We start from the raw sequence: 23,620 nt of genomic DNA, 5'->3' as shown, positions 1-23,620 counted from the left end.
TGCGCTGGTCACAGTACCGGGCCGGGTCGCCGGTGCGGGGGGCCGACGGGCCGGGGCCGGCCTCCCGGGCGGCGCGGTCCGGGTCGGGCCGCGGGCCCCGGTAGGGTCGCGGCCCGTGACCACGCCCTCCTACGACGTCGTCGGCATCGGCAACGCCCTGGTCGACGTCCTCAGCCACGAGGACGACGCCTTCCTCGACACCCACGACCTGACCAAGGGCTCCATGGCCCTGGTCGAGGACGACCGGGTCGAGGAGCTGTACCGGGCCATGGCCCACCGGACCGAGATGTCCGGGGGTTCGGCGGCCAACACCCTGGTCGGCGTGGCCTCCTTCGGCGGCCGGGCCGCCTACATCGGCCGGGTCCACGACGACGAGCTGGGCACCGTGTTCGCCCACGACCTGTCCTCGCTGGATGTGGCCTTCACCTCGCCCCGGGCCACCAGCGGCCCGGCCACCGGGCGGTGCCTCATCGTCGTCACCCCCGACGCCCAGCGCACCATGAGCACCTACCTCGGGGCGTCGTCGCTGCTCGGCCCCGACCACGTCGACCTCGACCTGGTCCGGGACTCGCAGGTCACGTTCCTGGAGGGCTACCTGTTCGACCGCGACGACGCCAAGGCCGCCTACCGGGTGGCCACCGCGGCGGCCCACGAGGCCGGGCGCGAGGTGGCCCTCACCCTGTCCGACGGCTTCTGCGTCGAGCGCCACCGCGACGATTTCCTGGCCCTCATCGACGGCGGGGTCGACATCCTCTTCGCCAACACCGACGAGATCACCCGGCTCTACCAGGTCGACGACGTCGAGGACGCGGTGGCCAAGGTCCGGGGCCGGTGCAAGATCGCCTGCGTCACCAAGGGCCGCCACGGCTCGGTGGTGGTGGCCGGCGACACCACCCACCACGTCGCCGCCCACGAGGTGCCCAAGCGGGTCGACACCACCGGCGCCGGCGACCTCTACGCCTCCGGCTTCCTCTACGGCTACACCCAGGGCATGGGCCTGGATCGGTGCGGGCGGCTGGGCTCGGTGGCCGCCGCCGCCGTCCTCGGCCACACCGGCGCCCGGCCCGGCCTGTCGCTGGCCCAGCTCCTCCACCTGGTCGACGCCTGATCGGCGGCGTGTCGATGGGACCGATCACCGGGAACCCCGAGCTCGACGCCCTGCTGGCCCGGGTGCGGACCTGGGTGGCCGAGGACCCGAAGCCCTCCGACGCCCGCACCCTCCAGCTCCTGGTCTACCGGGTCGAGGACGGCGAGGAGGAGGCCGCGGCGGAGCTGCGGGAGCTGTTCCGCACCGCCCTGGCCTTCGGCACGGCCGGCCTGCGGGGCCCGTTGGGTCCCGGGCCCAACCGCATGAACCGGGCCGTGGTCCGCCGGGCCACGGCCGGCGTGGCCGGCTGGGTCCTGGCCGGCGGCGCCGGCGATCCCCGGGGCGGGGTGGTCATCGGGCGAGACGCCCGCTACGGCAGCGAGGTGTTCGAGACCGAGGCCGTCGAGGTCCTGGCCGGGCACGGCCTGGCCGTCCACGTCCTCCCCGACCTGGTGCCCACGCCGGTGCTGGCCTACGCCGTCCGCCACCTGGGGGCGGCCGCCGGCATCATGGTGACGGCCAGCCACAACCCGGCCACCGACAACGGCTACAAGGTGTACGACGGCGAGGGGCGCCAGGTGGACGTGGACCAGGCCTCCGCCATCGTGGCCCACATGGAGGCGGCCGGCCCCCTGTCCCAGGTCCCGCTCAGCGGCGCGGCCAACCCCCTGATCCAGCGGGTCAGCCTCGACATCGTCGACGAGTACCTGACCGAGCTGCTGGCCACCGTGCTGCGGGGCCGTGGCGACCAGGCGCCGGTGCAGGTGGCCTACACCCCGCTCCACGGCGTGGCCGGGGCGACGGTGCGGCGGGCCTGCCGGATGACCGGCTTCGTGACCCTCCACGAGGTGCCCGAGCAGGCCGAGCCGGTCCCCGACTTCCCGACCGTCCCCTCCCCGAACCCCGAGGAGCCCGGGGTCCTGGACAAGCTGCGGGGCCAGGCGGCCTGGGCCGGCGCGGATGTCGCCCTGGCCAACGACCCCGACGGCGACCGGCTGGCCATGGCCGTCCACGACCCCGAGCGGGGGGCGGTGCGGGACCAGGTGGCCTGGCGGGTCCTCTCCGGCGACGAGCTGGGGTGGCTGCTGGCCGACCACCTGGTGCGCCGGGGCGGCCTGCCCCCCGAGGGCGTGTTCGCCACCACCATCGTGTCCTCCACCCTCCTCCGGGCCCTGGCGGTGGACGCCGGCGTGCCGTACGCCGAGACCCTCACCGGCTTCAAGTGGATCGTGCGCTCACCCGGCCCCGGACGGCGGCTGGCCTTCGGCTACGAGGAGGCCCTGGGGTACTGCGTGGGCGACCTGGTCCAGGACAAGGACGGCATCGGAGCCCTGCTCCTGGCGGCCGAGATGGTGAGCGACCTGGCCAGCGGGGGCGTCACCGTCCTCGACCGGCTGGACGAGCTGGCCCGAGGCTTCGGCGTGCACGCCACCGGCCGGTGGACGGCGCTCCTGGAGGGGGCCGAGGGGGCGGCCCGCATCGCCGGGGCCATGGCCCGGCTGCGGTCCTCACCCCCGGTCGCGCTGGCCGGGCGGCGGGTGGCCGGCGTGGCCGACCTCCTGGACGGCACACCCCGACCCACCCTCCCGCCGGCCGATGTGGTGGGCCTGGCCCTGGAAGGGGCCCGGGTCGTGGTCCGGCCCAGCGGCACCGAGCCCCGGCTCAAGTGCTACGTGGAGGTCGTGGAGCCAGTCAGCGACGGCGACCTGGCCGGGGCCCGGGCCCGGGCTGACGAGGGCCTGGCCACCTTGCTGGCCGCTCTGCCGCCCGCCCTGGGCCTCGACTGATGCCGGAGGAGACCGTCCTCCACCGCTACGCCCGGGCGTGGCAGGACGGCGACCTCGACGGGGTGCTGGCCTGCTACCACCCGGACCTGGTCATCCACTACTTCGGCTCCAGCCCGTTGGCCGGCGACCACGTCGGCTTCGAGGCCGCGGTGACGGCGTTGGCCCAGGCCACGGCGCGCTCGGCCCGAGTGCTGGAGAGGGTGGTCGACGTGTTGGTCGGGGCCGAGCGCAGCGCCCTGGTGGTCGAGGAGCGGCTGGGCGTCGCCGGCGACGAGCCCGGCCGGGTGGTGCAACGGGTGCTGGTGTTCCGCGTGGAGGACGCCCGCCTGCGGGAGTGCTGGCTGTTCGACGAGGACCAACGCTTCGTCGACGCGCTCTGGTCGACGACCTGATCGGTTCAGGTCGGGCTCAGGCGGTGCCGAACAGGCGGTCGCCGGCGTCGCCCAGGCCGGGCACGATGTAGGCGGTGTCGTCCAGGCGCTCGTCCACCGCCGCCACCACCAGGTCGTCGACCAGGCCCGAGCTGCTCACCCGGGTCACGCCCTCGGGGGCGGCCAGCACGCAGATCGCCGTCACCCGGCCCGGGTTCCGCGACCGCAGCAGCCGGCAGGCGTAGGTGAGCGACCCGCCGGTGGCCAGCATGGGGTCGAGGACCAGCACCGGCCGGCCCCCCAGGTCGGCGGGGACCGAGTCCATGTAGGGCACCGGCTCCAGCGTGCCCTCGTCCCGGGCCACGCCGATGAAGCCGGTGGGGGCGTCGGGGAGGAGGCGCAGCACGCCGGGCAGCAGGCCCAGGCCGGCCCGCAGCACCGGCACGGCCAGCGGGGCCGGGTGCACCCGCACCACGCGGGTGGTGGCCAGGGGCGTGCGCACCTCGGCCTGGACGGTGGGCAGGGTGCGGGTGGCCTCCACCACCAGGATGCCGGCCAGGTCGTCCATGGCCTGGCGGAAGGCCACCCGCTCGGTGGTCTCGTCCCGCAGCCTGCCCAGGGCCTGGGCGGCGAGTGGGTGGTCGACGACGGTGGTGTGCACTGTGCCAGTCTGGCCCGTGATGACGACCCGCCCCGTCCCTCGCCGTGCCCGCCGCCTGCTCGCCGTGGGGGCGGCCCTGGTCCTGGTGGCGGGTTGCTCGAGCTCCGACGGCGACGCCGAGGGCGCCGACGGGACCACCACGGCGCCCTCGTCGTCGACCACGGGCGCCGGCGGCGGGGGTGCTCCCTACGCGGGCTACGCCTCGAACGTCTACGACGAGGAGCTGCCGTGGATCTGCCGGCCCGACCTGGCCGACGACGTCTGCCGAGACCTCGACGTCACCACCATCGCCGCCGACGGCACCCGGACCGTCGAGGAGCGGGAGCCGGCGGCGGAGCCCCCCATCGACTGCTTCTACGTCTACCCGACGGTGTCCAACGACGTCCGCAACAACAGCAACCGGGTGGTGGGGCGCAGCGATCCCGAGGCCCTGACCGTCGTGGCCCAGGCCGCCCAGTTCGCCCGCTCGTGCCGGGTCTTCGCCCCCGCCTACCAGCAGATCACCCTGTCGGGGCTGGGGCGTGGGGCCTTCGCCGAGGCCGGGCCCGTGGCCTACGCGGACGTGCTCGACGCCTGGAAGACCTACATCACCCGCTGGAACGACGGCCGGGGCGTGATCGTCATCGGACACTCGCAGGGCATGGGCCACCTGGTGGACCTGCTGCGCCAGGAGGTCGACGACGAGCCGGCCCTCCGCGACCGGCTGGTGGCCGCCTACCTGTTCGGCGGGGCGGCCCGGGCGCCGGAGGGCGCCGAGGTCGGGGGCACGTTCAGCTCCATCCCGGCCTGCACCTCGGCCGAGCAGGTCGGCTGCGTGGTGACGTGGTCGAGCTGGCCCGAGGGCTCACCGCCACCGGCGGGGGGCATCTTCGCCGACGCCGGGGAGGGGGGCCGGGCCCTGTGCGTCGACGCCGTGGGCCTGCTGGGCCGCCAGCACGCCGACCCGGTGGCCCCCGTCGAGGCGCCGCTGGTGGGCCGGGTCGAGGGCACCGAGGACGTCACCACGCCGTTCGTGGCCCTGCCCGACGCCCTCGACGTGTCGTGCCAGGCCACCGAGACGCACGACTACCTGTCGGTGGCCCGGGCCGATGCCGCCGACCCCCGGCCCCTGGGCAGCCTGGTGACCGAGACCCTCGACCACGAGTGGGGCCTGCACCTCGTGGACATGACCGTGGCCCTCGACGACCTGGTGGAGCTGGCCCGGGTCCAGGGCGAGGCCTACACCGCCGACGGCCAGCCGCCGCGCTAACCGGCCAGGCTGACGCCCAGGCCGGAGGCCCGCAGCGCGGCGTAGCCGGGCTTGATGCGCTCGTTGATGATGCGCAGGCGCCGGTCGAAGGGCCAGAACGCCGACTTCATGGCGTTGAGGGTGAGCCACTCCAGGTCGTCCCAGCCGTAGCCGAAGGCGTCGACCAGCTGCGCCATCTCCCGGCTCATCGACGTGCCGCTCATCAGCCGGTTGTCGGTGTTGACCGTGACCCGGAACCGCAGCCGGCGCAGCAGGCCGATGGGGTGCTCGGCGATGGTGTCGCACACCCCGGTGTTGACGTTCGAGGTCGGGCACATCTCCAGCGGCACCCGCCGGTCGCGCACGAACGAGGCCAGGCGCCCCAGCCGGACCCCGTCGCCGGTGACGTCGATGTCGTCCACGATGCGCACGCCGTGGCCCAGGCGCTCGGCCCCGCAGATCTGCACCGCCTCCCAGATCGACGGCAGCCCGAAGGCCTCGCCGGCGTGGATGGTGATGTGGAAGTTCTCCTCCGACACGGTGCGGAAGGCGTCCAGGTGGCGGGTGGGGGGGTGGCCGGCCTCGCTGCCGGCGATGTCGAAGCCGACCACGCCCTCGTCCCGGTGGCGGAGGGCGGCCTCGGCCACCTCCTTGGAGTTGGCGGCGTGGCGCATGGCGGTGACCAGGAGGCCGACCTCCAGGCGCCCGTCGGCGGTGCCCAGGCGGAACCCCTCGAGGATGGCCCCGATGGCCTCGTCCAGGGTCAGGCCCCGCTCCAGGCACAGCTCGGGGGCCATGCGCACCTCGGCGTAGACCACGCCGTCGTCGGCCAGGTCCTGGGCGCACTCGGCGGCCACCCGGGCCAGGGCGTCGCGTTCCTGGAGGACGCCCACGGTGTGCTCGAAGGTCTCCAGGTAGAGGTCGAGGTCGCGGCGGGCCGCCCCCTGGGTGAACCACCCGGCCAGGTCGTCCACGTCGGTGGTGGGCAGGCCGGTGTAGCCGTGCTCGGCGGCCAGCTCCACCACCGTCCGGGGCCGCAGCCCCCCGTCGAGGTGGTCGTGGAGCAGCACCTTCGGAGCCCGCCGGATCTGCTCGAAGCTCAGCCGCTCCTCCATGCCCCCGAGGGTACCGGCGACGGGTCGTCTTGGCCCGAGCCCACGTTGAGTGGCGTCCTCGCGCACGGATGGCAACCGAGGGGTGGTCCACTGGCGCCGACCGGTCGCGGGCCGGTTCACCCACTCCATCAAAAGGAGCGCGTCATGCGCATCGTCGGCCGTCGTCGGCCCCTGCTCGTCCTCGTCGTCTCGGTCCTGGTCACGTTGACTGCGGCCAGCTGCGACACCGGCGACACCCTCACCTTTGAAGTCGACCCGTACGAGTTCGGCTTCGAGCTCAACGAGCCGCCGGCCGAGGATCCCTGTGACGTCGATTGGCACCAAGTCGGCGTCGACACCGACCTGGCCGGCTCTCTGCCCACGACCACCGAGGTCACCGGCGTGGACGTGCCCGAGATGGTGTACCGCTTCGCAGGCCAGTGGTGGCGACTCGAGAGCGAGCTCTACACCGGTGTCGAAGCCGACAACACCGGGAGCATCACGGCGGGAGGGTTCTGGACGCAGAACGTGACGCTCTACCTCACCATCCACGACCTGGATGGCGATGTGGAAGCGCCGGCGACCTGCGGACCAGGTGAGCAGGTGTGCGAGCTGCTCCTCCATCTTTCCCTGTACGGCGCCTATCCCGATGGCCCGCTCGACGGGTCGGGCTACTTCGAGGCCGGCGAGTGCGATTCGCCATTCGCCAGCCTCAACGGCGTGTCGGCAACGGTCACCGATCTCGAGCTGACCTGATCCGCCGGGTAGGTGGGGTCGTCGCTCGACGGTGACGACCCCACCCACCTCGGGACGGTCAGGCGGTCTCGTGGGGGCGGGCGTCCTCGAGGGCGGGAGGGAGGGAGCCGGTGGGGAGGTCGAAGGTGAGCAGGCGGACCAGGTGCTCGTGGGACATGGCCTTGGCGAAGTGCCAGCCCTGGCCGGTGGCGCAGCCCAACTCGATCAGGCGCTCGACCTGGTCGAGGCGCTCCACACCTTCGGCGGTGACCTTCAGCTTCAGCCGGTTGCTCATCTCCAGGATGGCGTCGACCAGGGCGGCGTGCTCCTGGTCGGCCCCCTCGGTCAGGGGGTCGATGAAGCTCTTGTCGATCTTCAGGCAGTCCACCGGGAAGCGGGCCAGGTGGCTGAGGGACGAGAACCCGGTCCCGAAGTCGTCGAGGGCGATGGAGACCCCCAGGTCCTTCAGGTCCCGGAGCGTGGCCGCCGCCGCTCCCGGGTCGTGGATGAGGACCGACTCGGTGATCTCCAGGGTCAGGTGCTCACCGGGCAGCCCGGCGGTGGCCAGGGCCTCGGCCACGTCGGCGACGATGGTCGGCTCCTGGAGCTGCCGGGGCGAGAGGTTCACGCTGACCGTCAGCGGCGGGCCGTCGACGGTCGGCCACGAGGCCGCGTCCCGGCACGCCCGCTGCAGGACGGCGCGCCCGATGGGCGAGATCAGCCCGGTCTCCTCGGCGATCTCCAGGAAGGCCTCGGGCGCCAGCACGCCCCGGCGGGGGTGGTTCCACCGCAGCAGCGTCTCGGCGCCGACCAGGGCGCCGGTGCTCAGGTCGACGATGGGCTGGTAGTGGTTGACCAGCTCGCCCTGGTCGATGGCCCGGCGCAGGGCCTCGCGCATGTCCAGGCGGTGCCGGGCGTCGTCGTGCATGGCCTTCTCGTACAGCTCGAAGCGGCCCTTGCCGGTGCGCTTGGCCCGGAACATGGCCAGGTCCGCGTTGCGGACCAGGTCCTCGGCCGTCTCGGTGCCGTCGCTGACCACGATCCCGACGCTGGCGCTGAGGACGATGAGGTTGCCCTCGACCGTCAACGGCTGGCACAGCACCTCGAGGAGCCGGTTGCCGGTGGTGGTGGCCTCGTCCTCGTCGCGCAGGCCCTCGATGAGGACGGCGAACTCGTCCCCGCCCAGGCGGGCGCACGTGTCCGAGGTCCGGGACCAGTCCCGGAGGCGGCCGCCGATCTCCTGGAGCAGGCGGTCGCCGGCGCCGTGGCCCAGCGCGTCGTTCACCGTCTTGAAGTCGTCCAGGTCCACGAACAGCACGGCCAGGGTCTCGGTCGGCACCCGGCCCTGGCGGGTCAGGGCGTGCTCCAGGCGATCCAGGAACAGGGCACGGTTGGCCAGGCCGGTCAGGGAGTCGTGGAAGGCCTGGTGGGCCAGCTCGTCCTCCAGCTGCCGCTTGGCCGTCACGTCGCGGAAGTTGACGACCAGGCCCCCGATGTCGGGCTGGTCGACCAGGTTGGTGACCCGGGCGTCGAGCCAGCGCCAGGAGCCGTCCTCGTGGCGGCCCCGCAGCTCGACGGTCTGGGTGGAACCGGCCTCCTGGAGGACCGAGGTCATCACCGCCGCGGCCCGGGGCACGTCCTCCGGGTGGACGAAGTCGAGAGCCGGCTCGCCCGTGCGGTGGCCGGGAGGGAAGCCCAGGACCCGCTCGACCGAGGCGCTGTCGTAGACGACCTGCCCCTCCGGGGAGACGACGGCCACGGCGTCGAGGGAGTGCTCGATGAGGGCCCGGAAGCGACGCTCGCTCCGCCGCAACGACCGTTGGGACCGGTCGTGCTGGTCCTCGACCACGCGCCAGGAGACGATCTGGGCGGCGCTGGCGGCCAGCACGAAGCCGGCGTGGATCAGGGCCCACTTCCACGGGGCGGCCCACGCCGCGTCGTGGTCGAACACGCGCCGGGGCTGGGCCATGCCCAGCACCGCGTGGTGGAGGGCGACGAAGCCGATGGCCACCAGGAAGGGCAGCCAGTCCAGGTACAGCGAGATGAGGCTGACCATGACGAAGAAGTGGAAGTGCATCTCGATGGAGCCGCCCGAGAGGTGCACGAGGATGGCCGAGCACAGCAGCAGCCCGACGGCGGCCAGGGCGGCCCGCAGGCGGGGAGCGAAGACGTGCTTCTGGGAGGCGGCGGCGGCGATGCACACCACCACCTGAGACTCCAGGAGGAGGTGGGTCAGCGGCACCCCCCGGATCAGGCCGAAGGCCAGGAGGGCGGGGACGTGGCCCCACAGGACGACCAGCACGGTCCGGTGCCGGGCCGCGAAGTCCTCGGGGCTGAAGGTGCCCCCCCGGGGCAGCCAGGCCCGGGCTCGGGTGATCCAGTGGCGCCGTGGCGAGCGGTCCGCCACGTCGTCGGGGTCCACCGTGTCGGGCGCGTCCGCGGCGCGACGGGTTTCGCTCATGCCCCGCTCATCGGACGCTGCGCCCAGAAGTCGAGAAATACACTCAAGGTCCAGGGGGCGACGCATCGGCCCTGGTCAGATCGGTGTGGTGGGGCTGATGTGGGGTTGCAGGCCTTCGCGGGGGCGTTTCCCCTGGTCAGGGGGTGTGTGGTGGTGAGCTGTCCTGTAGGCGGGGTTCTGTTCCCCGGTCCCTTGCGGGGGTCCGGTTCGGTGACCATCCATCTGTGCGGCCCACCTGGGACGTGACGGGCGGACCACCCTGTCCCTGTTCGGCCTTGCTCCCGGTGGGGGTTGCCGAGCCGCCGTGGTCACCCACGACGCTGGTGCGCTCTTACCGCACCGTTTCACCCTTGCCTGTGCCCCGGATCTCTCCGGGGCCATCGGCGGTCTGCTCTCTGTTGCCCTGAACCGACAGGTCGCCCCGTCCTGGCTCTCGCCAGCACCGTGCCCTGGGGAGCCCCGACCTTCCTCAGCGGGACCGGCTGGCGCCGGTCCTGCCGCGGTCACCCGGACGGCTCACCACCACCGGTCCAGTCTGGCCCGTGGGTGCCGGCCCGTCGAACGCGCCCGCGGTGCGGGTCGGGCGTGGCGGTCAACCGCCGCCGTCGGACTCGCCCACGGCCCCGCCGCCGCCGTCGCCCTCGCTCTCGGCCCCGTCCCCGGTGCCCTCGCCCTCGGCGGCTGCGGCCTCGGGGTCGGCGCTCACGTCGCCGCCGTCCTGGCCCTCCTGGACCAGCAGGGCCTCGGGCAGGCGGGCCGGGCCCGAGGTGTCGAGCATCGGCTGCAGGGCGGCCGACTGGCCGGTGGGGTCGAGCAGCAGGTCGACCGACGCCGTCTGGCGGGCGGCCACCGCCCCGATGGCCATGAGGTCCTGGCGCAGCTCGGCCGTGGTCACCACGCCGGCGGCCCAGGCGTGGGTGGCGGCGCCGATCTCCTCCACGGAGCGGGCCAGCCGGAGGACCGCCTCCTGGGTGGTCAGGTCGGGGAGCTGGGCCATCAGCAGCACGTCGAGGACGCCCTGGTTGGGCTCGCTCACCGGCTCGCCCCCGGCGGCCGACACCACGCTCACCAGCGCGGCGGCGTGGGCGGTGTGGCGCTCGCCGAGCAGCGTGAGCACCTCGTCCACGTCCTCCGCGTAGGTGATGGCGGCCGGGAGGGCGGTGACGTCCGGATCGGTGGACGCCGGCTCGTCGCTGAGCAGCACGCCGTAGACCTCGACGGCGGCCAGCTCGAAGCTGCGGAGGGTGCGGGTCACCACCGCGTCGTTGGCCGCGCCCTCCTCGGGGGTGGTGCCCTGGGGCGGGGCCAGGGTGGTGGCCGTGGTGGGCACGGTGGTGCCGGTCTCGGCCGGGAGGCTCTCCTCGTCGCTGCCGCAGGCGGCCAGGACGGCGGCGCCGAGCACGGCCCCCCCGCCCAGCTTCAGGAACTGCCGGCGTCCGGCCGGGGCGTCGATGTCGTGGGGCTGCATGCCTCGGTCTCCTCTAGCCCTCGGTCGTCTCGTCGGAGCCGGCGCCACCCTGGCCCTGGCCACCTTGGCCCTGGCCGGAGTCGCCGCCGCCGGTGCCGCCCTCGTCGGTGGCGCCGCCGCCGCCGGTGTCGGTGCCCTCGCCGGTTTGGCCGGTGCCGCCCTCGCCGTTGGCGTCGGGGCCGTCACCGCCGTCGTTGGCGGTGGTGGTGGTGCTGTCCTGGCCCCCCTCGGCGCCGCCCTCCGTGCCGCCGGTCACCGGGTGGTCGGCCAGGGCCAGGGCGCCCTCGCCGGTCTGGGCCTCGGGCAGCACGTCGGCCGGGGCCCGACCCTCGAGCACGCCGAGCACGGTGGCGTGCTGGGCGCAGACCGGCAGGGCGGTGGCCACCACGCGGGCGTCGTCCTGGGACTCCAGGGCCCCCAGAGCCACGAAGTGGGTGGCGGCCAGGGACTCCTCCAGCGAGCGGAGGGCGCCGAGCACGGCCTCGGCGCCGTCGGCCCCGTCCAGGGCCGAGGTCTGCTCGGCCAGGAGCGTGGCGTTGGGAGCCAGGGACTCGATGTCGTAGCCCTCGGGCAGGAGGCCGAGGAACGTGGTGGCCTGCTGGCTGTGGTGCTGGCCGAAGGCGGCGACCACCTCGGCCACCGGCTCGGGCAGGGGATCGGTGGTGCGGGCCGCGGCGGCCCGGTAGGCCTCCGAGGCGGCCAGGGCGATGCTGGCCAGGAACTCCATCCGGGTCTCGTCCTCGTCGAGGGCCAGCGCCTCGCCGCCCTCCTGGGCCCCGGAGGTGGGGAGCAGGCGGGTGGCCGGCACCAGCTGGGACCCGACGGTGAGGGCCGCGCCCCCGATCGCCACCTTGGTCAGGAAGGCCCGCCGGGACGCCCCGGCGTCGGCCGCCAGGACCAGCGGCATGGCCTCGCCGGGCTCCCGGTCGGCGGTCAGGCCTGGCAGTCGCGGGTGGGTCCCCACTCGTCCTCCTTGGGTCGGCACCCCGGGGTCGGGGCCCCGGTCGGCAGCGGCACGGTCGCCATGTCTAGTGCGCGCCCCCGCGGCCTCAGAAGTCGAGCCCGGACAGCTCCGGGATCCACCGCTCGGACCGCCGGACGGCCTCGGCCCAGCGCTCCCGGTCCAGGGCCCGGGCCGGCTCGACCACGGCCCGGGGCGCCCACAGGGCGGCCAGCTCGGCGTCCTCGGACCACACCCCGGTGGCCAGCCCGGCCAGGTAGGCGGCCCCCAGCGTGGTGGCCTCCCGTTCGGGCGAGACCTCGATCGGGCGCTGGGTGGCGTCGGCCAGCGCCTGGACGAACGTGGGGTTGTCGCTCATGCCCCCGTCGACCCGCAGGCGGGGGATGTCCACCCCCCCGTCGGCCTCGGCCGCCTCCAGCAGGTCGGCGCCCCGGTGGGCCACGCCCTCCAGCACGGCCCGGACGACCTGGGCCCGGCCCGAGCCCCGGCTCACGCCCAGCAGGGTGCCCCGGGCCCCGTAGTCCCACTTGGGGGCGCCCAGGCCCAGCAGGGCGGGCACGAACCAGACGCCCTCGCTGTCGTCGCAGGCCGCGGCCACGGTGTGGGACTCGGCGGCATCGGCGATGAGGCCCATGTCGTCGCGCAGCCACTCCACGTTGGTCCCGGCCGAGAGCATGGCCGCCTCCACGCCCCAGGTCAGCTCCCCGCCCCGGCTGCGGGTGACGATGGGGAAGGCGCCGGCCGGTCCCCGGGTGGCGAAGGCGGGCCGCTCGGGGCCGAGGCACACGTCCAGCATGCCGCCGGTGCCGAAGGTGGCCTTGGCCTGGCCCCGGGCCAGGCAGCCCTGGCCCACCAGGGAGGCCTGCTGGTCGCCGGCCAGGCCGGCGATGGGCGGCGCCCCGTCGAGGGCGGTGGCCGGCCCCACCACCCCGACCGAGTCGACCACGCGGGGCAGGGCGTCGGCCGGGATGCCCAGGCGGGCCAGCACGTCGTCGTCCCAGCCGGTGCTGTCGAGGGTGCGGAGCCCGGTGAGGGCGGCGTTGGTGGGGTCGGTGACGTGCAGGGCGCCCTCGGAGAGCGTCCACGCCACCCACGAGTCGACGGTGCCGATGCACAGGTCCCGGCTCCGGTCGGGGTCGACCTGGTCCAGGATGGCCTGGGCCTTGGTGCCCAGGAGGTTGGGGGCCATGTGGATGCCCTCGGCCGACAGCTCCAGCACGGTGCCGATGGTGCGGAGGTCCTGCCAGCCCAGGCCGGGGGCCACGGGCTCCCCGGTGGCCCGGTCCCACACCAGGGTCGAGGCCCGCTGGTTGGTGATGCCCACCGCGGTGACCGGGCCGCTTTCGGCCAGGGCGGCCCGGGCCACCTCCAGGACGGTGGTGGCCATCAGGGCGCCGTCGAACTCGACCAGGCCCGGGGCCGGCGTGTCGGGCAGGAGGGGACGGTGGTGGACGTGGGCCACGCGGGCGTCGCGGCCGACGGTGCCGGCCCGCACGCTGCTGGTGCCGACGTCGACGACGAGGAGGCGGGGGTCGGCGGTCATGGTCGGTCCTCGGTCATGGGGTCGTCCTCGGAGGTCGGGGTGGGGCGGGGGGGCACGCGCTCGACCCGGGCCAGGAGGCCGCCGCAGGCCGCGGTGACGGTGGCCAGCAGGCCGGTGGCGGCCCAGGTCAGCGGGGCCAGGTCCTGCCCCCGGAGCACGGACGTGACGATCCCCGCCGACTGGAGCAGGGCCCAGCACAGGGCCCCGGCCGCGGCGCAGGTGGCGATGGGGGAGAGGGGGGCGAGGCGACGGACCACCCACCCGGCGAAGGCGAAGCCCAGGAGCTGCACGGCCACCACGGCCAGGGCGGTGGCGCCGCCCAGTTCGCCGTCGTCGTCGGCCAGCACCTGGCCGACCACGGCCGCGGGGGCCACGAAGACCAGGCCGTTGAGCCCGGCCCGCAGGGCCAGGCCCCAGTCGACGCCGTCGGGGCGCCCGCCCGCCCCCTCGGTCACGGCCAGGCGAGCTCGCCGAAGGGCGACGGCAGGCCCAGCTTGCCCGGGTTCAGGATGCCGGCCGGGTCGAGGGCGGCCTTGGTGGCGGCCAGCACGTCGAAGGCGGGGCCCAGCGCGTCGCGCACGAAGCGGGCCCGGTTGACGCCCACCCCGTGGTGGTGGCTGAGCGAGCCGCCGGCGGCCAGCACCGCCCGGGTGCCGGCATCCCAGGCGGCCTGGTAGTAGGCGTCGCGCCGGTCGGGCTCGACCTGGGCCGCGAAGGTGAAGTAGAGGCAGCCGCCGTCGAGGTAGCTGTGGGACTGGTGGGCCGAGGCCACCAGGGTGCCGTCCACCTCCCGGATGGCCGCGGTGGCCGCCGCGAAGATGGCGGGCAGGGCGGCCCACGGGCCGCTGACCTCCATGGTGTCGACCACGTAGCCCCGGCCGATCAGGGCCTCCAGGGCGGCCACGTCGTTGCGCTTGGCCAGCCAGTGGTCGACCAGGGCCACGTCCAGGGCCGGGGTCCCGGCGCACTCCTCGGCCACCACGGCCATGCCCGCGTCGACCAGGCCGGGGTCGCCCTCGTCCAGGACCAGCAGGTCGTGGGTGCCGGTGGTCTGGTGGTTGCGCTCGGACTCGATGTCGTCGTAGAGGCGCAGCACGGCGGGGGTGGCCCCCCGGCGGAGGATGCGGCGCATGGCCTCCAGCCCGGCCTCGAAGGACGGGAACCCGTAGGCCGCCTTGGCCACGTGGGTGGGGCGGGGGTGGGCCCGCAGGCGCACGCCGGTGATGATGCCCAGCGTGCCCTCGGAGCCCACGAACAGCTGGGTCAGGTCGGGCCCGGCGGCCTGGCGGGGCTGGCCGCCGGTGGTGATGCGGCGCCCGTCGGCCAGCACCACGTCCAGGCCGGTGACGATGTCCTCGATCTTCCCGTAGCGGGTCGAGTACTGGCCCGCTCCCCGGCAGGCCACCCAGCCGCCCACGGTGGCCAGGGCCATGGACTGGGGCCAGTGGCCGACGGTGAGCCCGTGGGTGGCCTGGAGCTCGTCCTCGAAGGCGTCACCGAAGGTGCCGGGCCGGACGTCGACCACCAGCGAGGCGTCGTCCACGGACCGGATGCCGGACAGGGCGGTGGTGTCGAGCACGACCCCGCCGAAGATGGGGATCGACGCCCCGCACACCCCGCTGCGACCCCCGGCGGTGGTGAGGGGCACCCCGGCCTCGTGGCACAGGGCGGCCACCGCGGCCACCTCGTCCTCGGTGGACGGGCGGGCCACGGCCCCGGCCCGGGCCGGTACCTGGTTGCCGGTGGCCCACACCATGGCCAGGGGCCACCAGTCGCGGCCGGCCTCGGCGGTGGCCACCGGGTCCACCGTGACCTCGGCGCAGGCGCCGGCCAGCCGGCGCAGGAAGGCGTCGTCCAGCTCCACCGCCGGCGCCGGGAGACGGATGGTGGCCGCCGCCGGGTCGCCGGCCAGGGCGATGGGCGGCGTGGGCGTCCCCGGGGCGGGCGTCAGCTCGGTCACGGCCGGACCCTACTCAGCGGGCCCGAGCCGGGATCAGGCCAGGCGGGTCTCCTCGGTGAGGCGCGGCGAGTCGGCCTCGGGGACCGGATCGGTGGCCACCGGACCGGGCTCGACCTGGTCGTCGGTCGGGGCCGCGTTGGCGGCCCGCTCGGCGGCCAGCATCCGGCGGTAGTCGGCCACCTGGGCCGCCACCTGCTCGGCGGTCAGCCCCAGCTCGGGGGCGATGAGGGCGCCCACGTCCTCGGCGGCCACGTCCGAGGCATCGCGGGCCAGCAGGCGGGCCCGGGTGCGCCGGCTGAGCACGTCGTCCACGGTGCGGGCCATCTCGTGGCGGGCGGCGTAGACGGCCTCGGCCCGCAGGTAGGGGAGGCCGGTCACCAGGGGCCGACCCAGGGCCGGGTCCCGGTCGGCCAGGGCCAGCACCGTGCGGGCCTCGCCGCCGTAGCGCTGGGCCAGGTGCAGGGTGCGCTCCTCGGCGTCCACCACCAGGGTGTCGTAGCCGTCGGCCCCCCGCAGGCGCAGCTTGGCGGTGCGGCTCCGGCGGGCCCGGCGGGGGAGGTCGGTGGGGAACCCCTCGACCACCGCGTCCACGGTGTCGGCCGCCATCTCCCGGTAGGTGGTGAGCTTGCCGCCGGTGATGGTGACCACACCGCTGGCCGACGGCGCCACCCGGTGCCGGCGGGACAGGTCGGCGGTGCGACCGGTGGTCGCCGACTTCACCAGGGGGCGGAGGCCGGCCCAGCTGCCCACCACGTCGGCCTCGGTGATGGTGCCGGTGATGGCCCCGTTGATGGCCTTGAGCAGGTAGGCCACGTCCTCGGCCGTGCACTGCGGCTCCTCCACCGGGCCCCGGTAGTCGGTGTCGGTGGTGCCGATGTAGGTCAGGTCGCCCCACGGCACGACGAACACCGACCGCTTGTCGCCCGGCACCGGCACCACGGCGGCGATGTCGTTGCGGACCAGGTCCCAGGGCACGGTGATGTGCACGCCCTTGGCCGGCCGGATGGAGTCCGGGTGGGTGCCCTCGTCCAGGGCCCGCACATCGTCGGCCCAGACGCCGCCGGCGTTGATCACGGCCGAGCAGCGGATGGTGCGCTGGCGCCCGTCGGCCTCCACCCGGGCCCCGGTGACCCGCCCGGCGGGGTCCTTGTCCAGGCCCACCAGCCGGGTGCGGTTGGCCACCGCGGCGCCGTGGTCGATGGCCGCGGTGCGGGCCAGGGCCAGGGTGAGGCGGGCGTCGTCGGCCTGGGCGTCGTAGTAGAGGTACGACGAGGCCAGGCGGTCGGCGCGGAGGGTGGGCATGTGGGCCACCGCCTCGTCGACCGAGATGCGCTCGTGGCGCTTGCCGATGCGCAGCCCGCCGGTCAGGTCGTAGGCCCACATGGCCGAGCCCAGGGCCCGGGACAGCTTGGGGTTCATCACCCCGCCCTTGCCGGTGAACATGGGGATGAGGAAGGGCAGGACCTTCACCAGGTGGGGGGCGTTGCGCAGCAGCCGCTGGCGCTCGTGCAGGGCCTGGTACACGAGTTGGACCTCGCCCTGCTGCAGGTAGCGCAGCCCGCCGTGGACCAGCTTGGAGGACTTCGACGAGGTGCCGGAGGCGAAGTCGTCCCGCTCCACCAGCCCGGTGCGCAGGCCCCGGGAGGCGGCGTCGAGGGCGCACCCGGCGCCGGTGATGCCCCCGCCCACCACCAGCACGTCGACCCCGTCGTCCTCCAGGCGGCGCAGGGCGTCGGCCCGGTCGAACCACCCCGGCCCGATCACGACCGGCCCTCGGGGCGGGAGCAGCGGCACGGGGTGTCGATCATGGCCCCGGAGCCTACGACCGCCCTCCCGGTCGTCCCGAAAGGGCCAGATCTCAACAATCGTTGCTGATGAGCAAGGAGAGCGGTAGGGTCGGCGGCGGTGAAGTCCCCCGACGAGCTGACCGAGATGTTCCGGGCCCGTGGCCTCAAGGTCACGCCCCAGCGCCAGTGCATCTTCGGCGTGCTCCACGGCAGCGCCGTCCACCCCACGGCCGAGGCCGTCCACGCCGCGGTGGTGGCCCAGATGCCCACCGTGTCGCTGCGCACCGTGTACCAGACGCTCAACGACCTGGCCGCCATGGGCGAGCTGGTCCCGCTCGACCTGGGCACCGGGGCCACCCGGTTCGACCCCACCCTCGAGGCCCACCACCACCTGGTCTGCGACCGGTGCGGCCGGATCCACGACGTCCACGCCGATGTCGGGGCCGTGGCCCTGCCGGCCGGCACCTCGCCGGGCTTCACCGTCACCGCCACCGAGATCGTCTTCCGGGGCCTCTGCGAGCAGTGCTCGCCCGAGGCCCCGGCCGAGGGTCCCGGTGGCACCCGGGCTGCACCGGCCCACGTCTGAGCCGCGCCGCGGCCGGATCCACCCACCCACCCACAACGGAGACACCCCATGGCTGAGCTCAAGGGCACCCAGACCGAGGACAACCTGAAGGAGGCCTTCGCCGGCGAGAGCCAGGCGAACCGTCGCTACCTCTACTTCGCCCAGAAGGCGGACATCGAGGGCTACCCCGACGTGGCCGCCCTGTTCCGGTCCGTCGCCGAGGGGGAGACCGGGCACGCCTTCGGCCACTTCGACTTCCTCGCCGAGGTGGGCGACCCCGCCACCGGCGAGCCGGTGGGGGAGACCGAGGACAACCTCCGCTCCGCCATCGCCGGCGAGACCTACGAGTACACCCAGATGTACCCGGGCTTCGCCAAGACCGCCCGCGACGAGGGCTTCGAGGAGATCGGCGAGTGGCTGGAGACGCTGGCCCGGGCCGAGAAGAGCCACGCCGGTCGCTTCCAGCAGGGCCTCGAGGCCCTGTCCTGAGCCACCCCTGAGCCGGCCACCGGATCCACCCCCGGCCGGGCCCCTGGCGGGGCGCGGCCGGGGTGGCGGCCCGCTCGCCTCCCGCCTGCGCCCTGTCCCCCGACCGCACCCGCCACCGTGGCGCCGGCCGCTCTCGCCGCATCGCCACGACCCCCGCCCCGGGAGGCTCCGTGACCACCACCTACGACCCGTTCCACCCCGCCTACCTGGACACCGGTGACCTGCGGGAGGAGATGAACCGGGTCTACGACCTGTGCCACGGCTGCCGCCTCTGCTTCAAGTTCTGCCCGGCCTTCCCGACCCTGTTCGCGGCCATCGACCAGCACGACGACCAGGACTCCGAGCGCCTCACCGACCAGGAGCGGTTCCAGGTCGTGGACCAGTGCTACAACTGCAAGCTGTGCGGGGAGCTGAACTGCCCGTACACGCCGGGCAAGCACGAGTGGGCCCTCGACTTCCCCCGCCTGATGCTGCGGGCCAAGGCCGTGCAGCACGCCGGCGGCGGCAAGAGCCTCCGCACCCGGCTCACCGACCAGGCCCTGGGCCGCACCGACCTCACCGGCAAGGTGGGCAGCGCCCTCTCCGGCCTGGCCAACCGGGCCGTCGCCACCCCCGAGACCCTGCCCCGCAAGGCCATGGAGGCCACGGTCGGCATCTCCTCCCAGCGGGTGCTGCCGCCGTACGCCAAGGCCCGCTTCTCGACCTGGTTCGCCCGCCGTGACGGCGCCCCGGCCGAGGTCGAGGGCCGCGACGCCCACGCCACCCTGTTCCCCACCTGCCTGGTCGAGTACCAGGACACGGCCATCGGCCAGGACCTGGTGAAGGTGCTCGACCGCAACGGCGTGGGCTGTGACCTGCCCCCCGGCCAGCAGTGCTGCGGCGCCCCCGCCCTCCACCAGGGGGACCTGGCCCGCTTCTCCAAGATGGCCCGGGGCAACGTGGAGGTGCTGGCCGGGGCCCTGCGCCGGAGCGACGACCAGGGCCGGCCCTCCACCGTGGTCGTGCCCGAGCCCACCTGCAGCTTCGTCCTCAAGAACGACTACCGCGACTACGTGGGCGGGGCCGACGCCGAGCTGGTGGCGGCCCGGACCATGGACGCCGCGGAGTTCCTGTGGAGCCGTGTCCACAAGGGCGGCGGCCCCGACCTCGACACCGACTTCACCGGCGAGGTGCCCGACGAGGTGACCTACCACGGGGCCTGCCACCTGCGGGCCCAGAACATCGGGTTCAAGAGCCGGGACCTGCTCAAGCAGACCGGCACCAAGGTGCGCCTGGTGGCCGAGTGCTCCGGCATCGACGGCACCTGGGGCCTGCGGGCCGAGAACATGGAGGACGCCCGCAAGGTGGCCCGCAAGCTGGCCGCTGGCGTCGAGAAGAGCGGCGCCCGCGTGGTGTGCGGCGACTGCAGCCTGGCCAACGGGGCCATCGAGCTGGAGACCGGGGCCCGGCCCTCGCACCCCGTCCAGGTCCTGGCCCGGGCCTACGCCATCGACCCCGAGCCCGGCGCCACCAGCCACTAGGAGGCCCCCCATGGCCAAGCTGACCATCGACGACATCGCCGACCAACGGGCGTACGAGCGCGAGCGCGACGCCTTCCGGCGCCACGTCATCGCCCTCAAGAAGCGCCGCCGGGTGGGGGTGGGGCCCTTCGTCACCCTGGTGTTCGAGAACCGTGACACCGTCCGCTTCCAGATCCAGGAGATGGCCCGGGTCGAGCGCATCGGCACCGACGAGGGCATCCAGGAGGAGCTCGACGTCTACAACCCCCTCGTGCCCGAGCCCGGCCACCTGGCCGCCAGCCTGTTCATCGAGCTGACCGATGACGACGCCATGCGCCGGTGGCTGCCCGAGCTGGTCGGCATCGAGACCTCCGTCGAGCTGCGCCTGAGCGCCGCCGGGGACGGCGACGGCGCCGTCGCGCGCTGCCAGGTCGACCCGGCCCACGCCAGCCAGCTCACCCGGGACGAGATCACCGCCGCGGTCCACTACGTGCACTTCAGCCTCACCCCCGAACAGGTCGACGCGGTGGAGGCCGGGCCGGTCCGCCTGGCCGTGGCCCACCCGGCCTACGACGAGGAGACGATGCTGGGCGACGAGACCCGGGCCGAGCTCCTGGCCGACCTGCGGGGGACGTGAGGTCCCCTCGGCTCCGGCCGGATCGGTCTGGACACGTGGCCCGGGGCACGGCGATACTCGCCCCTTCCCTGGCTGCACCCCCGCGGGCACCCACCGTGGGCCGGGGCCCCGAGAGAGAACGATCCGTGAGCGACGCGACCACGAGCACCCCGCCCTGGCGCAGGCAGGCCGCCTGCAAGGGCCTCGACCCGAGCATCTTCTACCCGGCGGACGACGAGGACGAGTGCCTCGACGCCAAGGCCGTGTGCGCACAGTGCCCGGTGGTCGACCTGTGCCTGGAGCACGCCCTCGGCGTCCGGGAGAAGGAGGGCATCTGGGGCGGGTGCTCCGAGCGGGAGAGGCGCCGGATCATCCGGCAGCGTCGGCGCTCGGCCTGAGCCCCGGACCGGTCCCCGCCACCATGCCCTCCGACGCCACCGCCCCGGGCGACCCCATCCCCGCCGGTGAGGTCGCCGGCCCCGCCCCCGGCGTCGAGGTCCGCATCCGCCGCATCACCGAGAGCGACGGGCCCCTCCTCCGGGAGGTCCGCCTGGCCGCCATCGCCGACAGCCCCGGCACCTTCACCACCAACCTGGAGGCGGCCCGGGCCCGTCCCGTGGAGGCCTGGACCCGGGTGGCCGAGGCCCACAGCGGGGCCGACGACCAGGCCACCTGGTTCGCCGAGGTCGGCCCCGACACCGCCGGCATGGTCAGCGCCTTCCGCACCGACGACGGGGCCGTGACCCTCACCTCCCTGTGGTCCGCCCCGCCGTTCCGCCGCATCGGCGTGGCCGACGCCCTGGTGGGCGCGGTCCGGGACTGGGCGGTCAGGGCCAACGCCGTCGAGGTCCGCCAGTGGCTGGTGGAGCGCAACGCCCACGCCCGGGCCTTCCACGAGGCCCTCGGCTTCGTCCCCACCGGCGCCGAACGGCCGTACGAGCCCGCCCCCGCCATCCGTGAGGTCGAGCTGCGCCTGCCCCTGCGCTGACCGGTACCGTCGCCGGCCATGGACTTCACGTTCTCCGACGAGCTCACCGCCCTGCAGGAGACCTGCCGGCGCATCGCCCAGGACAAGGTCAAGCCTCGGGCCCGGGAGATCGACGAGTCCAACGAGTACCCGCAGGACATCTTCGAGGTGTTCCGCGACACGGGCCTGCTGGGCCTGTGCATCCCCGAGGACCTGGGCGGCGGCGGGGCCGGCATCCTGGGCCTGACCATCGCCATGGAGGAGGTGGCCAAGTACTCCAACACCGCGGCCCTGATGCTCCTCCTGACCCGGCTGCCCACCGGCCCGGTGATGATCGCCGGCAGCCGCGACCTCAACGAGCGCTACGTGGCCCCCATCGCCACCGGCGAGAAGCGGGGGGCCTTCTGCCTGTCCGAGCCCCAGGCCGGCAGCGACGTCATGGGCATGCGCGCCAAGGCGGTGCCCGACGGCGACGACTGGGTGCTGACCGGCACCAAGTGCTGGATCTCCGGGGTGGCCCAGGCCGACTGGTACACGGTGTTCGCCAAGACCTCGGCCGACCCGGCCAGCCGGGACCACGACTCCATCACCGCCTTCGTGGTCGAGCGGGGCTGGGACGGGGTCCAGGTCGGCACCCTCGACCAGAAGATGGGCGTCAGGGGCGTGGCCACCGGCGAGCTGCTGCTGGACGGGGCGCGGGTGCCGGCGGCCAACGTCATCGGCGAGATCGGGGGCTGGCAGGCGGCCATGCAGGGCCTCAACTCCATGCGCCCCATCGTGGCCGCCCGGGGCATCGGCCTGGCCGAGGGGGCCCTCATGTACGCCACCGAGTACGTGAAGGAGCGGGCCGCCTTCACCAAGACCATCGCGGAGTTCCAAGGCACCCAGTGGGAGATCGCCAAGCTGGCCACCGAGATCGAGGCCGCCCGCCTCCTCACCTACCGGGCCGCGGTCATGGCCGACGAGGGCAAGTTCACCAAGGAGTTCGTGCCCTACCTGTCGATGGCCAAGTACAAGGCCACCGAGGTGGCGGTGCAGGCCTCCAACGTGTGCCTCCAGATGCTGGGCGCGGCCGGCTACATGAAGGACCACATGACCGAGCTGTACTACCGCGACGCCAAGCAGCTCACCATCGTGGAGGGCACCACCCAGGTGCAGCTCGGCCTCATCGGCAAGGGCGTCCTGGCCGGCCACCTGTGGTGGGACTGAACCCCCACGGGGTCCCCGCCGGGGTGCTCTAGGTTGCCGGGCCATGGTCGCTGACGCTGCTGCTCCCGCTGACGACACGCCGTCGCTGGACGAGGTGGGGGGGTGGCCCGGGGTCCTGGGGGCACTGACCCAGCGGCGCGACCTCACCCCGGTCGAGGCCCGGGCGGCCATGGCCGAGATCCTGGCCGGCCAGGCCAGCCCGGCCCGGATCGCCGCCTTCATCGTGGCGCTGCGCATGAAGGGGGAGACCGCGGCCGAGATGGGGGGGATGCTGGACGCCATGCTGGCCGCCGCCGAGCGGGTGCCCCTGCCCGACCTCGACGGCGTGGTCGACATCGTCGGCACCGGTGGCGACCGCAGCCACTCCATCAACGTCTCCACCCTGGCCGCCATCGTGGTGGCCGGCGCCGGGGCCCGGGTGTGCAAGCACGGCAACCGGGCCGCCTCGTCGTCGTGCGGCTCGGCCGACCTGCTGGAGGCCCTGGGCGTGGTCATCGACCTGGGGCCCGAGGGGGTGGCCCGGTGCGTGGCCGAGGCCGGCATCGGCTTCTGCTTCGCCCCCCGGTACCACGCCTCCATGCGCCACGCCGGGCCCACCCGCAAGGAGCTGGGGGTGCCCACCGTGTTCAACATCCTCGGGCCCCTGGCCAACCCGGCCCGGGTCCGCCGCTACGTGGTCGGGGTGGGCGACCCCACCATGGCCGAGCGCATGGCCGAGGTGCTGCTGGCCCACGGGGCCGAGCGGGCCTTCGTCGTCCACGGCGGCGACGGGCTGGACGAGATCACCATCACCACCACCTCCAACGTGGTCGAGGTGACCGACGGCGCGATCCGCCCCCTCACCGTCGACCCCCTGGCCTTCGGCCTGGGCCCGGCCCGCCTGGAGGACCTGCGGGGCGGCGACCCGGCCACCAACGCTCGGTTGGCCCGGGCCGTGCTGGCCGGCGAGGCCGGCCCCCACCGCGACATCGTGGTCCTCAACGCCGCCGCCGGCCTGGTGGCCGCCGGGCAGGTGGACGACTACCCCGACGGCATCGAGCGGGCCGGGGCCGCCCTCGACTCGGGGGCGGCGGCCGCCGCCCTCGACCGCCTGGTCACCACGTCCGTCGCCGCCCGCACCGCCGGCCTCTGA

General features: G+C 74.5%; 22 protein-coding genes and 1 other RNA gene. 13 read left to right on the top strand and 10 right to left on the bottom strand.

The genetic code is table 11. The features are described from left to right. Nucleotides 1–115 precede the first annotated feature (115 nt). The 3 genes from VEW93_14765 to VEW93_14755 are packed head-to-tail and all read left to right on the top strand — an operon-like array spanning nucleotide 116 to nucleotide 3,266. Nucleotides 116–1,108 carry an adenosine kinase gene (locus VEW93_14765; GenBank protein ID HYI63052.1) on the top strand — a complete coding sequence of 331 codons (993 nt, stop codon included), beginning with the start codon at nucleotides 116–118 and terminating at the stop codon, nucleotides 1,106–1,108. A gap of 14 nt (nucleotides 1,109–1,122) precedes the next feature. Then, on the top strand, nucleotides 1,123–2,874 hold the full coding sequence (locus VEW93_14760) for a phospho-sugar mutase (GenBank protein ID HYI63051.1): 1,752 nt from the start codon (nucleotides 1,123–1,125) through the stop codon (nucleotides 2,872–2,874). Beyond that, nucleotides 2,874–3,266 carry a nuclear transport factor 2 family protein gene (locus VEW93_14755; protein ID HYI63050.1) on the top strand — a complete coding sequence of 131 codons (393 nt, stop codon included), beginning with the start codon at nucleotides 2,874–2,876 and terminating at the stop codon, nucleotides 3,264–3,266. Before VEW93_14760 ends, VEW93_14755 begins: the two co-directional genes overlap by 1 nt. A 16-nt stretch (nucleotides 3,267–3,282) precedes the next feature. Here the strand turns inward: VEW93_14755 and upp are convergent, their stop codons facing one another. Further along, nucleotides 3,283–3,906, bottom strand: coding sequence for a uracil phosphoribosyltransferase (upp, locus tag VEW93_14750; GenBank protein ID HYI63049.1), 624 nt, complete (start codon nucleotides 3,904–3,906; stop codon nucleotides 3,283–3,285). A gap of 19 nt (nucleotides 3,907–3,925) precedes the next feature. Here upp and VEW93_14745 point away from each other — a divergent pair, with 19 nt between their 5' ends. Further along, entirely contained in the window at nucleotides 3,926–5,155 is a 1,230-nt protein-coding gene (locus VEW93_14745) for a DUF3089 domain-containing protein (protein HYI63048.1), read from the top strand. Here VEW93_14745 and VEW93_14740 read toward each other — a convergent pair. Beyond that, nucleotides 5,152–6,249 carry an adenosine deaminase gene (locus VEW93_14740; GenBank protein HYI63047.1) on the bottom strand — a complete coding sequence of 366 codons (1,098 nt, stop codon included), beginning with the start codon at nucleotides 6,247–6,249 and terminating at the stop codon, nucleotides 5,152–5,154. The genes VEW93_14745 and VEW93_14740 overlap by 4 nt on opposite strands. Nucleotides 6,250–6,393: 144 nt before the next feature. Between VEW93_14740 and VEW93_14735 the strand changes: the two genes are divergently transcribed. Continuing rightward, a complete protein-coding gene (locus VEW93_14735) occupies nucleotides 6,394–6,984 on the top strand; it encodes a hypothetical protein (protein HYI63046.1) in 591 nt (196 codons plus the stop codon). A gap of 58 nt (nucleotides 6,985–7,042) precedes the next feature. Here VEW93_14735 and VEW93_14730 read toward each other — a convergent pair whose 3' ends face one another. From VEW93_14730 to VEW93_14695, 8 genes are all read right to left on the bottom strand, one after another. Further along, nucleotides 7,043–9,424: an EAL domain-containing protein gene (locus VEW93_14730; GenBank protein HYI63045.1), complete on the bottom strand. Its 2,382-nt coding sequence runs from the start codon at nucleotides 9,422–9,424 to the stop codon at nucleotides 7,043–7,045. 150 nt (nucleotides 9,425–9,574) lie between these two features. After that, nucleotides 9,575–9,943: RNase P RNA component class A (gene rnpB / locus VEW93_14725), an RNA gene on the bottom strand. A 73-nt stretch (nucleotides 9,944–10,016) separates the two neighbouring features. Further along, the gene (locus VEW93_14720; protein HYI63044.1) at nucleotides 10,017–10,892 is read right to left on the bottom strand and encodes a ferritin-like domain-containing protein; all 876 of its coding nucleotides are present in this window, start codon (nucleotides 10,890–10,892) and stop codon (nucleotides 10,017–10,019) included. A gap of 13 nt (nucleotides 10,893–10,905) precedes the next feature. After that, a complete protein-coding gene (locus VEW93_14715) occupies nucleotides 10,906–11,856 on the bottom strand; it encodes a twin-arginine translocation signal domain-containing protein (GenBank protein ID HYI63043.1) in 951 nt (316 codons plus the stop codon). 85 nt (nucleotides 11,857–11,941) lie between these two features. After that, the gene (locus VEW93_14710; protein HYI63042.1) at nucleotides 11,942–13,396 is read right to left on the bottom strand and encodes an FGGY-family carbohydrate kinase; all 1,455 of its coding nucleotides are present in this window, start codon (nucleotides 13,394–13,396) and stop codon (nucleotides 11,942–11,944) included. Further along, a complete protein-coding gene (locus tag VEW93_14705) occupies nucleotides 13,393–13,851 on the bottom strand; it encodes a hypothetical protein (GenBank protein HYI63041.1) in 459 nt (152 codons plus the stop codon). Before VEW93_14705 ends, VEW93_14710 begins: the two co-directional genes overlap by 4 nt. Further along, on the bottom strand, nucleotides 13,848–15,356 hold the full coding sequence (locus VEW93_14700) for an FAD-binding oxidoreductase (protein HYI63040.1): 1,509 nt from the start codon (nucleotides 15,354–15,356) through the stop codon (nucleotides 13,848–13,850). The genes VEW93_14705 and VEW93_14700 overlap by 4 nt, the downstream gene beginning before the upstream one ends. Nucleotides 15,357–15,389: 33 nt before the next feature. Then, entirely contained in the window at nucleotides 15,390–17,120 is a 1,731-nt protein-coding gene (locus VEW93_14695; protein ID HYI63039.1) for a glycerol-3-phosphate dehydrogenase/oxidase, read from the bottom strand. Nucleotides 17,121–17,261: 141 nt separating this feature from the next. Between VEW93_14695 and VEW93_14690 the strand changes: the two genes are divergently transcribed. From VEW93_14690 to trpD, 8 genes are all read left to right on the top strand, one after another. Beyond that, complete coding sequence (locus VEW93_14690; GenBank protein ID HYI63038.1) at nucleotides 17,262–17,729, top strand: Fur family transcriptional regulator; 468 nt, start codon at nucleotides 17,262–17,264, stop codon at nucleotides 17,727–17,729. A gap of 48 nt (nucleotides 17,730–17,777) precedes the next feature. Continuing rightward, nucleotides 17,778–18,197, top strand: a complete 420-nt coding sequence (locus tag VEW93_14685) for a rubrerythrin family protein (protein ID HYI63037.1) — start codon at nucleotides 17,778–17,780, stop codon at nucleotides 18,195–18,197. Between the two features lie 170 nt (nucleotides 18,198–18,367). Next, the gene (locus tag VEW93_14680) at nucleotides 18,368–19,717 is read left to right on the top strand and encodes a heterodisulfide reductase-related iron-sulfur binding cluster (protein HYI63036.1); all 1,350 of its coding nucleotides are present in this window, start codon (nucleotides 18,368–18,370) and stop codon (nucleotides 19,715–19,717) included. Between the two features lie 10 nt (nucleotides 19,718–19,727). After that, a complete protein-coding gene (locus tag VEW93_14675) occupies nucleotides 19,728–20,333 on the top strand; it encodes a DUF3501 family protein (protein ID HYI63035.1) in 606 nt (201 codons plus the stop codon). 125 nt (nucleotides 20,334–20,458) lie between these two features. After that, nucleotides 20,459–20,710: a WhiB family transcriptional regulator gene (locus tag VEW93_14670; GenBank protein ID HYI63034.1), complete on the top strand. Its 252-nt coding sequence runs from the start codon at nucleotides 20,459–20,461 to the stop codon at nucleotides 20,708–20,710. Between the two features lie 23 nt (nucleotides 20,711–20,733). Beyond that, nucleotides 20,734–21,300, top strand: a complete 567-nt coding sequence (locus VEW93_14665; GenBank protein ID HYI63033.1) for a GNAT family N-acetyltransferase — start codon at nucleotides 20,734–20,736, stop codon at nucleotides 21,298–21,300. Nucleotides 21,301–21,318: 18 nt separating this feature from the next. Next, nucleotides 21,319–22,488: an acyl-CoA dehydrogenase family protein gene (locus VEW93_14660; protein HYI63032.1), complete on the top strand. Its 1,170-nt coding sequence runs from the start codon at nucleotides 21,319–21,321 to the stop codon at nucleotides 22,486–22,488. Between the two features lie 43 nt (nucleotides 22,489–22,531). Next, entirely contained in the window at nucleotides 22,532–23,620 is a 1,089-nt protein-coding gene (gene trpD / locus VEW93_14655; protein ID HYI63031.1) for an anthranilate phosphoribosyltransferase, read from the top strand.

This window comes from Acidimicrobiales bacterium, assembly GCA_035630295.1.
Taxonomy (GTDB): domain Bacteria; phylum Actinomycetota; class Acidimicrobiia; order Acidimicrobiales; family Iamiaceae; genus Iamia.
Note: the sequence above shows the minus strand (reverse complement) of the source record. Positions and strands in the feature narration are given on the sequence as shown.

Bases quoted from the DNA above. Each gene is read 5' to 3' on its own strand.
- VEW93_14760 (HYI63051.1), top strand. From the start codon at position 1,123: ATGGGACCGATCACCGGGAACCCCGAGCTCGACGCCCTGCTGGCCCGG.
- VEW93_14755 (HYI63050.1), top strand. From the start codon at position 2,874: ATGCCGGAGGAGACCGTCCTCCACCGCTACGCCCGGGCGTGGCAGGAC.
- VEW93_14745 (HYI63048.1), top strand. From the start codon at position 3,926: ATGACGACCCGCCCCGTCCCTCGCCGTGCCCGCCGCCTGCTCGCCGTG.
- VEW93_14740 (HYI63047.1), bottom strand. From the start codon at position 6,249: ATGGAGGAGCGGCTGAGCTTCGAGCAGATCCGGCGGGCTCCGAAGGTG.
- VEW93_14735 (HYI63046.1), top strand. From the start codon at position 6,394: ATGCGCATCGTCGGCCGTCGTCGGCCCCTGCTCGTCCTCGTCGTCTCG.
- VEW93_14730 (HYI63045.1), bottom strand. From the start codon at position 9,424: ATGAGCGAAACCCGTCGCGCCGCGGACGCGCCCGACACGGTGGACCCC.
- VEW93_14720 (HYI63044.1), bottom strand. From the start codon at position 10,892: ATGCAGCCCCACGACATCGACGCCCCGGCCGGACGCCGGCAGTTCCTG.
- VEW93_14710 (HYI63042.1), bottom strand. From the start codon at position 13,396: ATGACCGCCGACCCCCGCCTCCTCGTCGTCGACGTCGGCACCAGCAGC.
- VEW93_14685 (HYI63037.1), top strand. From the start codon at position 17,778: ATGGCTGAGCTCAAGGGCACCCAGACCGAGGACAACCTGAAGGAGGCC.
- VEW93_14675 (HYI63035.1), top strand. From the start codon at position 19,728: ATGGCCAAGCTGACCATCGACGACATCGCCGACCAACGGGCGTACGAG.
- VEW93_14665 (HYI63033.1), top strand. From the start codon at position 20,734: ATGCCCTCCGACGCCACCGCCCCGGGCGACCCCATCCCCGCCGGTGAG.
- VEW93_14660 (HYI63032.1), top strand. From the start codon at position 21,319: ATGGACTTCACGTTCTCCGACGAGCTCACCGCCCTGCAGGAGACCTGC.
- trpD (HYI63031.1), top strand. From the start codon at position 22,532: ATGGTCGCTGACGCTGCTGCTCCCGCTGACGACACGCCGTCGCTGGAC.